Raw genomic sequence first — 481 nt, 5'->3', positions numbered from 1 at the left:
CTCTATGAAATTGCTTCGTTCATTTCTCATTTTGACTCTTGTTGTATTGTTAAGCGCATGTAATACAGCAACAAAAGTCACAAAGGTTCAAAAAAATGGCGAAACGACTTTAACAATTGGTTCTTTGCAGGGGTATTACGATGTACAAACGCTTAAAGCTGAAAAAGGAAATGTGGAAATTCCTTATGAGGCAGCAGTTGAAGAAGGGACGATTTTATTGCAAGTCACAAAAGACGATAAGGTCATTTATGAAGAAGAAGTCACTTCTCAAAAAGAAGGTTTGCTTTCTTTTGAAGCGCCAAAATCCGGATCATATGATTTAATTGTACGTGTGAAGGGTGAAGAAGAGAAAGCGAAAGGAATTCAAATACATACGAAGCTATGAAAAAACGGCAAGCGGAGTATACTCGCTTGCCGTTTCCATTTCCAATTGGTTCTGGCATAACAAATGCTCATCAATTTCAAGAAGTGAACGTAAAGT

General features: G+C 37.2%; 1 protein-coding gene. It reads left to right on the top strand.

Annotated elements, in window-relative coordinates; all coding sequences use genetic code 11:
- The coding region (locus CRV03_RS13930) for a hypothetical protein (protein WP_258239108.1) at positions 1–385 on the top strand (385 nt) is incomplete at its 5' end.
- Between the last annotated feature and the right edge of the window lie 96 nt (positions 386–481).

The sequence above is a fragment of the Arcobacter sp. F155 genome (genome assembly GCF_004116455.1).
In the GTDB taxonomy this organism is placed as follows: Bacteria; Campylobacterota; Campylobacteria; order Campylobacterales; family Arcobacteraceae; genus Halarcobacter.
The sequence above is the reverse complement of the archived record's forward strand: the minus strand, read 5'-3'. Positions and strand labels throughout refer to the sequence as shown.